The following is an 8,606-nucleotide window of genomic DNA, read 5'->3' as shown; positions in this document are numbered from 1 at the left end:
TCCACCGCGCGGGCCGCCAGGCCGACGCGCTCACCGTCTACCGGGGGCTGCGCGCCACGCTGATCGACGAGCTCGGCGTCGAACCAGGCGCCGAAGCCCGCCGGGTGCACGCGGCGGTGCTGCGCGGCGAAGATCCCGTCCCCCAGGGCCTCACCGTCGCGGCTCCGCCGGTGTGGCCGCTGTGCCAGCTGCCGCCGGACATCGCGGACTTCGCCGGGCGCGAGGCCGAGCTCGCCGAACTGGCGGCGCTGATCACCGGCGACGAGGCGGACGTCCCGGTCACGGTGATCACCGGGGAGCCCGGCGCCGGGAAGAGCACCCTTGCGGTGCGTGCGGCACATGTGCTGCGCGCGTCCTATCCGGACGGTCAGCTGTACGTACCGCTGGCCGGTGCCGCCGCACCGCGCGACCTCGGCGAGGTCCTGACCGATCTGCTGCGCGCGCTGGGCGTCACCGGCCCGGCGATCCCCGACGACCTCCAGGCCCGCGCGGCGGTCTACCGCGGCAGGCTGGCCGATCGGCGGGTGCTGGTGGTGCTGGACGACGCCGCCGACCCGGAACACGTCCGCACCCTGCTGCCAGGCACGCCCGGCTGCGCGGTGGTGGTCACCAGCAGACGCAGGCTCAGCGGCCTCGCCGGGGCACATCGGCTGTCGCTGGGGCCGCTGTCGGCGAGCGACGCGAGCGCGTTGCTGCGGCGGCTCGCGGGTGCCGAACGCGTCGGCAGCCAGCAGGCCGATGCCGAACGGATCGCCGTCGCCTGCGGTTTCCTCCCGCTCGCGCTGCGCATCGCGGGCAGCAGGCTCGCGGTCCGGCCACAACTGCGGCTGGGCCTGCTCGCCGACCGGCTGGAGGACGAGGCACGCAGGCTCGACGAGCTGACCGTGAGCGATCTGCGGGTCCGCGGCAGCATCGCGCTGAGCTACGCGGCGCTGCGCCCGGCCGCCCAGCGCGCGTTCCGGCGGCTCGGCGGCTGCCGGGGGCACGATCTCCCGCACTGGGCGGCCGTCACCCTGATCGCGGGTACTGCGCCGTTGGTTACCAATCCGACCACAGTCACGGCGGAAACAGGTCCCGACGAGCAGATCGGCCGCGGCCCGTATCCGCCTGCTTTTGGCCGGATTGGTAACAGCGACGACGCGGACGAGGCCATCGAGGAGCTCATCGAGGCGAGCCTGCTCCAGCCGACGGGCGCCGATCCCGGCGGCGAGCCGCGGTATCGCATGCACGATCTCGTCCGGGTGTTCGCCGCCGAGCAGGGCGTGAAACTGGAGAGCCACGCGGAGCGCGTCGCCTCGATTCGCGGGGTGGCCGACGCGGCGCTGTGCCTCGCCGACGCGGCCGCCGCGCGGCTCCCCCGCACGGTGCCGATGCCAGCACCGGCCCGGCCACTGCCCGCCCAGCCGTTGCCACCCGAGCTGGTCGAGCGGCTGCTCGCCCGGCCGGAGGCCTGGTTCGCGGCGGAACGCGCCAATCTGGTCACCGCGATCGGCACGTTCTGCGCGGTGGGCTGGCGCGAGGATGCGTTGCTGCTACTGGAAAAGCTCAGTACGTACGTCTATCTGGACGGGCACTACGCCGATCTGTGCTCGGCGAGTGAGGTGCTGCACCGAGCCGCCGTCGAGGCCGGGGACCAGCACTGCGCGGCGCTCGCCACCGCCATGCTGAGCCTGCTACGGCACAGCAACGGCCAGTACGAAGACGCGGTCGCCGGATATCGCGCATGCGCCAAGGAGCTGGAATCACTCGATGACCGCCCAGCACAGGCGTGGACCGAGGCCAACCTCGCGCACTGCCTGACCGGGCTCGGGCACGCGGAGGAGGCGCTGGACGCTGCCGGACGCGCCCACGAACTGTTCACTGTGGACGGTGATGAAGCGGGTCTCGAATGGGTGCAGCGGGCCCAGTCCGCGGCACTGCACCGGCTCGGCAGGGTCGCCGAGGCACTCGACGTCGACCGGGCGACGCTCGCACTGGCGAAGCGTGCCGGGGACACCCGGCGGATCGGCGTGGCGTTGCAAGGGTTCTCGTGGTCCCTGCAGCTGACCGGGAACCCGGGGGACGCGGCGGAGGCGATCGACGAGTCGGTGCGGCTGCTGCGGCACACGACGGCGAAATCCGCGCTGGCGAAGTCGTTGCGCACCCAGGGCGCCATCCACGCCGGGCTGGGCGCGCGCGGGGAGGCGGTAGCGGCGTTCAAGGGCGCGCTAGACCTGGCACGGCAACTGGACGAGCGCCCGAGGGAGCTGTCCTGCACCCGGGCGCTCGCGGCGAGCTGGATCGGCGAAGGCCGTGCGGCGCAAGCGATTCCGGTGCTGCTGGAGTGCCTGGCCGAATTCCGCACCATGGGCGGCCGGGCGGCGACGAACCTGACCTGGCAGGTCCTCGGCCGCGCGCACGAGATGACGGGGAACTCCGAAGCCGCCGCGGTGGCACGCCGCGAGGCCGAACGGTTGCGGGACCCTCGCGACGCCAGCGCGTCGGTGCTCGAAAAGGCGCTACTGACACTGACCGAACCCCGCTGACCCGGAAAGTCCACAAGGGACGCCGGGTACACCGGGGGACACCGAGTCCGCAGGGGATACGACGCCGACAAGGCCACCCCTGGCTGATGCTCCCGCCCGGGGAACGCAGCGCCTCCGTGAGGGTGGAGGCGAGGGCCGGGCGGGATCAGGGATGGCCTTGCGGGCACACCGGAAGGGCTGATTCTCGGGGGCCTGTCCGGTGTCGCGTTGCATCGGGGTTGGTGCCGGCCCCCCTCGGTAGCCGACACCACCCCCGAAACCTCTAGAAACCCTTGCGGGCCTTGGCGTACCGGTGATTGGCGGGCAGCCACGCCAGCACGATCGCCACGAGCGCGGTGGCGACGGCGAGCCAGGCCACGCCCTGCATGGCGCCGGTGCCGCCCTCGTCGTCGGTCGCGACGCGCAACGCGATGAGCGCGTTGAGCAGCGCGGTCAGCGTGACGAGGACACGGGCCCAGACGGCCGCGCCCTGCATGAGCGCCGCGCAGATGAGCAGCAGCACCCCGAAGACGATCGTCATCACGCCACGGACCTGGAGCGAGGACTGCGCCTGCTCGACGGCCGCGTCGAACAGCATGCCGCCGCCCGCCTTGACGGCGTCGGCCGATTCGCCGGTCACCGAGGCGACGACCTTCGCCGCGAGGTCGGCGGCGAGTTCGCGGCCGCCCGACATGATCATGACGCCGTCGACGATCGCGGTGAGCGCCGAGAGCACCGCGACACCGAGTGCCGCGAACAGCACGCCGGGCCGCGCCGGGCGCTGGGCCGCCGGTGCCACAGGCGGGCCTTGACGCAGCTGCCCGGCCGCCGCGTCGGGATAGGAAGTCACGAGCTTGTTCTCCTTTGTCGGTTCTCCTGGGCGGCCACCGGACCGGCAGGACCACCCCAATGGGTGATAGTGGAGAAGCCCGCCACACGGAACGAACACACTCGTCGCCCCCCAGGCACGACAAACAGCACCCCGGGGGCAAAGCCACCGGGGTGCTCGTCAGGAGGGGGTCAGCAGGTGCCGGGAGTGGCCCGGAAGAGCTGCGAGGCGGTGCCGTCGAGCGGGCGGACGCGGACCGGCGGATCGGCCGCGGGCAGCCACACCGACCGGCCGCGGCGCAGTTCGACCTGTTCGCCGTCGGCCGCGGTCACCAGGAGGTCCCCCGCGGTGCACAGCAGGATCTGCGGGCCCGCGCAGTCGACGACGATCTCGTCCGTCTCGCCCGCGGCCCATTCGACCCGCGACAGCTCGAACTCCGGCGCGTCGGTGTGGTAGACCGCCATCCGCCCGTCCTGCCGCCCGGACTGCACCGGCATCTCGCCACACGCGAAGTCCACGACCCGCAGCAGCTCCGGCACGTCGACGTGCTTGGGGGTCAGCCCGCAGCGCAGGATGTTGTCCGAGTTCGCCAGGATTTCGACCGCGGTGCCGTGCAGGTAGAGGTGCAGGTTCCCGGCGGGCAGGTAGATCGCCTCGCCCGCCCGCAGCGTGAGGCGGTTGAGCAGCAGCGCGGCGAGCACCCCGGCGTCGCGCGGGTGCGCCTCGCCGAGTTCGAGGATGGTCCGGCACTCCTCGCTGAATTCGCCGTGCGCCTTGACGTGCTGGACACACGAGTCCAGCACCTCCGGCAGCAGTTCGTCGAGCGAGGCCTGCGGCAGGGTGATCCACGTCGTGAACAACGCGCGCAGCCCTGCCGGGTCCGGCTGCGCCTCCAGCAGCACCGCGTACTTGGCCAGCCCCGGCGTCTCGATCGCCTGGAGCAGCGCGATCGTGCGCTCCGGAGCACGGAATCCGGCGAGCGCGTGGAACTCCGTCAGCGCGCACACGAGTTCGGGTTTCGCGGTCGGGTCGGGGTAGTTGCGGTTCGCCGCGTCGCGCGGGATCCCGGCGCGTTCCTCACGTGCGTGCCCCTCGGCGGCCTGTTCGGCCGACGGGTGGGCCTGCATCGACAGCGGCTCCTCGGCGGCGAGGATCTTCAGCAGGAACGGCAGCCTGCCGCCCCAGTGCCGCGCACAACGTTCGCCCAGCTGCCCGATCGGGTCGGCGTCGACGAGTTCCAGCAGGCTCCGTTCGGTGCCGTCCGGGCCGATCACGTGCGACGGGTCGCCCGGGTGGGCGCCCATCCACAGCTCGGCCTCCGGGTGCGGCGCCGGCACCGGACGTCCCAGCAGCTCGGGGATCGCCGTTCTCGATCCCCACGCGTAGGGCCGCACGGCATTGCGCAGCAGCTCCACTGTCACCTCAACTCCCAATCCTCACTTCGGCGCGCACCGATCACGCGGGCGCGCCCCGCCCCGCTCGCACGGGGACTCAGACGGTGGCGGGCTCGTACCGCCCCGCACCGCCGATGCTGCCCGCGGCCAGCCCGAGATAGACGGCCGCCAGCTCGAACCGCAGTGCCAGCACCGCGGCGCGGACGATCTCGTCCGCCTCGATCTCCTCGGCCGGGACGATCACGTCCGCGCCCGGCAGCAGCTCGTCCGCCTGGAAGCGCGCGGCGTCGGCCGCGGGCCCCGTCCGTACCGAAAGCAGCAGCAGCCTGATCCTGGCCCCGGCGGGACCGTCGTCCGGATCGGCGAAGATGTCCCGCTCGGTGTCACCCGCCTGCGCCGCGCGGCGCAGCGCCGGCCGCGCCAGCGCCTGACGATAGTCCTCGACGTCGCACACCGTGGCGGCGTGGGCGGCGAAGGCGTGCGCGGCGTGTTCGCCGACGGCGACCGCCACCGGGTCGAGACCCCACAGCAGCGGGACCCGCTCGGCGACGCGTAACGCGAGCGCCTTGGCGGGGTTCGCGAAGGTCTCCCGCGCCAGGTAGTTCTTCTCGGCTTCGAGGTCGAGCTGATCGGCGAGCTGCTGGACGTCGGCGACGAGCAGGCCCAGCGCGTTCGCGGTGAGCAGTCCGGCGGCGAGCCCGCGCGGGAACGCCAGCTCCGGCGGCACCGGGATCCGCGGGGTCAGCAGCACGCCCTTGCCCGCCACCGCGGCGGCGACCGGGCCTTCCGCGGGCGCGGAGAGCACCACGGACGCGCCGTAGCGCGCCGCGCGCTCCAGCGACGCGGCGAGCTCGCGGTCACCGGCGTCGTCGGTGTGCGCGAACACGACGTCGAGGGCGCCGATCCAGTTCGGCACGGCCTCGGCCACGACGACCGGCACCGGGCACGAAGGCGTCAGCAGCGCGGCGAGCAGCCGGGTCACCGTCCGGCTGACCCCCGGCCGGTCGATGAGCACGAGTGCCCGCGGCCTGCCGAGATCGAGCCGCTCGGCCAGCTCCAGTTCCGCCGCCGCCTCGGCGGTCGCCCGCACCTGCGCGCCCGCCATCGCGGCGGCACGCAGCAGCCCCGCGCTGTCGGCCTCGGCCAGTCGCGCGGGATCGTCGAGCAGCGAATCGTCAAGCACCGTCGGCATGGGAGTCATCCGGATCGGTCGGCGAAGTGGCCTCGTCGAGCAGCAGCACCGGGATCCCGTCCCGGACCGGGTAGACGCGGCCGCACTCGGTGCACGTCAGCGCGTCGGCGTCCGGGTCGGCCGGCGTGCCAGGACGCAGCGGGGCGTGATCCGGCGATGGGCACGCGAGGATCTCGAGCAGCTGTGCGTCAAGCGTGATGGCCATGGTTCCTCCATACCACGCGAGGGGGTGACATGAGGGGCACCTTCCGGAAACGAATCGGCCCGGGGACGCCCTGCGACGGACGGGTTTCAGGCGCGGACAAGGGCGAGGACTTCGTCGGTGAGCGCGCGCACGGCGTTAACATCCGCGGCCTCCACGTTCAACCGGAGCAGCGGCTCCGTGTTGGACGGGCGGAGGTTGAACCACGCGCCGCCGGGCAGCTGCACGGTCAGCCCGTCCAGCTCGTCGATCTCGGTGCCGGGCTTGGCCGCGAAGGCGTCCTTGACCGCGATCATGCGCGCGACCTGGTCCGACACGGTCGAGTTGATCTCACCCGACGCGGCGTAGCGGGAGTACGCGCTGGTCAGCTCGGACAGCGGGCCGCTCTGCTCGCCGAGCGCGGCGAGGACGTGCAGCGCGGCGAGCATCCCGGTGTCGGCACGCCAGAAGTCGCGGAAGTAGTAGTGCGCGGAGTGCTCGCCGCCGAAGATCGCGCCGGTACGGGCCATCTCGGCCTTGATGAACGAGTGCCCGACACGGGTGCGGACCGGCTTGCCGCCGTGCTCGGCGACGATCTCCGGCACCCCCTTGGACGTGATCAGGTTGTGGATGATCGTGCCGCCCGGCTCCTTGGCCAGCTCGCGCACGGCCACCAGCGCGGTGATCGCGCTCGGCGAAACCGGCTCGCCGCGCTCGTCGACGACGAAACAGCGATCGGCGTCGCCGTCGAAAGCCAGCCCGGCGTCGGCGCCGACCTCGCGCACCTTCGCCTGCAGGTCGACGATGTTCTTCGGGTCCAGCGGGTTGGCCTCGTGGTTCGGGAAGGTGCCGTCGAGCTCGAAGTACATCGGGACGACGTCGATGGGCAGGCCCTCGAACACGGTCGGCACGGTGTGCCCGCCCATGCCGTTCCCGGCGTCGACGACGACCTTCAGCGGACGGCCGCCCGAGAGGTCGACCAGCTTGCGCAGGTAGGCGGCGTAGTCGCCGAGGACGTCCCGCTCGGTGACGCTGCCGCGCTCGCCGTCGAAGGCGGGTACGCCCTGCTCGACGGTGTCGCGGATCTCGGCGAGGCCGGTGTCCTGCCCGACCGGGGCGGCTCCGGCGCGGCACAGCTTGATGCCGTTGTACTTGGCCGGGTTGTGGCTGGCGGTGAACATCGCGCCCGGCAGGTCGAGCGAGCCGGAGGCGAAGTACAGCTGGTCGGTGCTGGCCAGCCCGATCGACACCACGTCGACGCCCTGCGAGGTCACGCCGTCGGCGAACGCGGCGGACAGCTCCGGTGAGGAGTCGCGCATGTCGTGGCCGATGACGACCGCGGTGGCGTCGGCCTTGACGAGCAGGGCGAACGCGGCGCCGAAGTCGCGTACGAGTGCTGCGTCGAGCTGCTCGCCGACCACGCCGCGAATGTCGTAGGCCTTCACGATGCCCGAAAGGTCTGGCACGCCATCTCCCCGCCGATAGTCCTCGTCCCGGCGCCGGTCGCGCCGCGCCGGAAAGCCTACCGGCGGCGGCCGACCTCAGGCGCGACCGGGCAGTACCCGCAGGTGACCTCGCCTGCCCGAGGGTCCCTCGGGCTCCGGAGCGGGCGGCGGGCGGTCGGAGCGGCCCGCCTCGCGGACGGCTTCGGCCAGCGCGGTGAGCTCGTCGGCCGACGGGTCGGGCGCGGCGAACTCGCCTTCGTGCCGGACGACTTCCCAGCCCTTGGGCACGGTCAGCCGCAGCGCGTGGGCTTCGCAGAGGTCGTAGGAATGCGGCTCGGACGCCGTAGCGAGTGGCCCGACGACGGCGGTCGAATCGCGGTAGGCATACGTGAGCGTCGCGACAGCGGGTTCGGGACAACCCGTTCGCGAACACTTTCGAACGCTCCGCACGAAGACGAACGATAGCGTGTCGCCGTCACGCGGCACCGGCGACACGCGCGACCACTCGCCGACCGCCTAGACTTCGGATCGTGGCAATGGCTCGCGAGGCTCGTGACTACCGACAGCGGCGGCGCCTGCGCCGGGACCGGCACGGCCGGGGCCTGCGCGGCGCGCTCTACCCGTCGACGCTGCCCGCTGCCGCGAGCCGGGCCGAGCGGTTCGACGCGCTGGTCCTCGACGCGCTGGAGCCCATCGAGGCCCGCTGGCGCCACGAGCTGACGAAACTCGATGTGGCCGTGGACGACGTCCCCGAGGTACGGCTGGACGGCCGTGCCCCCGCAGACGGCGTCCTGCACGACGGCGCCGTGCCGCTGTCGCGGCTCGTGCCCGCCGGAGTCGACCGAGCCGGACTACCGACTCGGGCGCGGATCGTGCTCTACCGGCGTCCCCTCGAAGCCCGAGCGAAGGACCCGTCGGAGCTGGCGGAGCTCGTCCACGACGTGCTGGTCGAGCAGGTCGCGGGCTACCTCGGCGTCGAACCGGACGTCATCGAAGGCGAGTAGCGCTCTCCCCCGGACATGCCGTCAAGGCCACCTTACGGGCTTCCGACGCCCATAAGG

At 72.8% G+C, this 8,606-nt stretch carries 8 protein-coding genes; 2 read left to right on the top strand and 6 right to left on the bottom strand.

Going from position 1 to position 8,606, the window contains the following annotated elements:
• A partial coding sequence (locus ACFWY9_RS37200) for an ATP-binding protein (protein WP_378341095.1) occupies window positions 1-2,525 on the top strand: 2,525 nt, incomplete at its 5' end.
• Window positions 2,526-2,787: 262 nt separating this feature from the next.
• Here ACFWY9_RS37200 and ACFWY9_RS37195 read toward each other — a convergent pair.
• The 6 genes from ACFWY9_RS37195 to ACFWY9_RS37170 all read right to left on the bottom strand — a co-directional run bounded on the left by ACFWY9_RS37195 (window position 2,788) and on the right by ACFWY9_RS37170 (window position 7,995).
• Window positions 2,788-3,354 carry a hypothetical protein gene (locus ACFWY9_RS37195; protein WP_378329322.1) on the bottom strand — a complete coding sequence of 189 codons (567 nt, stop codon included), beginning with the start codon at window positions 3,352-3,354 and terminating at the stop codon, window positions 2,788-2,790.
• A gap of 170 nt (window positions 3,355-3,524) precedes the next feature.
• Window positions 3,525-4,748: a mannose-6-phosphate isomerase, class I gene (manA, locus tag ACFWY9_RS37190; RefSeq protein WP_378329359.1), complete on the bottom strand. Its 1,224-nt coding sequence runs from the start codon at window positions 4,746-4,748 to the stop codon at window positions 3,525-3,527.
• A 76-nt stretch (window positions 4,749-4,824) separates the two neighbouring features.
• Entirely contained in the window at window positions 4,825-5,919 is a 1,095-nt protein-coding gene (locus tag ACFWY9_RS37185) for a hypothetical protein (protein WP_378329323.1), read from the bottom strand.
• Complete coding sequence (locus tag ACFWY9_RS37180) at window positions 5,903-6,124, bottom strand: Trm112 family protein (RefSeq protein ID WP_378329324.1); 222 nt, start codon at window positions 6,122-6,124, stop codon at window positions 5,903-5,905. Before ACFWY9_RS37180 ends, ACFWY9_RS37185 begins: the two co-directional genes overlap by 17 nt.
• Before the next feature lie 86 nt (window positions 6,125-6,210).
• Window positions 6,211-7,566 (bottom strand): phosphomannomutase/phosphoglucomutase, encoded by a 1,356-nt coding sequence (locus ACFWY9_RS37175; protein ID WP_378329325.1) that lies wholly within the window; start codon window positions 7,564-7,566, stop codon window positions 6,211-6,213.
• A 75-nt stretch (window positions 7,567-7,641) separates the two neighbouring features.
• Window positions 7,642-7,995, bottom strand: coding sequence for a DUF3499 domain-containing protein (locus ACFWY9_RS37170; protein WP_378329326.1), 354 nt, complete (start codon window positions 7,993-7,995; stop codon window positions 7,642-7,644).
• 86 nt (window positions 7,996-8,081) lie between these two features.
• Between ACFWY9_RS37170 and ACFWY9_RS37165 the strand changes: the two genes are divergently transcribed.
• Window positions 8,082-8,549 carry a metallopeptidase family protein gene (locus ACFWY9_RS37165; RefSeq protein ID WP_378329360.1) on the top strand — a complete coding sequence of 156 codons (468 nt, stop codon included), beginning with the start codon at window positions 8,082-8,084 and terminating at the stop codon, window positions 8,547-8,549.
• The last annotated feature ends 57 nt before the right edge of the window (window positions 8,550-8,606 follow it).

This window comes from Amycolatopsis sp. NPDC059027 (assembly GCF_042739735.1).
In the GTDB taxonomy this organism is placed as follows: domain Bacteria; phylum Actinomycetota; class Actinomycetes; order Mycobacteriales; family Pseudonocardiaceae; genus Amycolatopsis.
This window is presented reverse-complemented; position numbering and strand designations above follow the sequence as displayed.

Excerpts from the sequence above, each read along its gene's own strand:
- ACFWY9_RS37185 (WP_378329323.1), bottom strand. The coding sequence starts at position 5,919 with ATGCCGACGGTGCTTGACGATTCGCTGCTCGACGATCCCGCGCGACTG.
- ACFWY9_RS37180 (WP_378329324.1), bottom strand. The coding sequence starts at position 6,124 with ATGGCCATCACGCTTGACGCACAGCTGCTCGAGATCCTCGCGTGCCCA.
- ACFWY9_RS37165 (WP_378329360.1), top strand. The coding sequence starts at position 8,082 with ATGGCTCGCGAGGCTCGTGACTACCGACAGCGGCGGCGCCTGCGCCGG.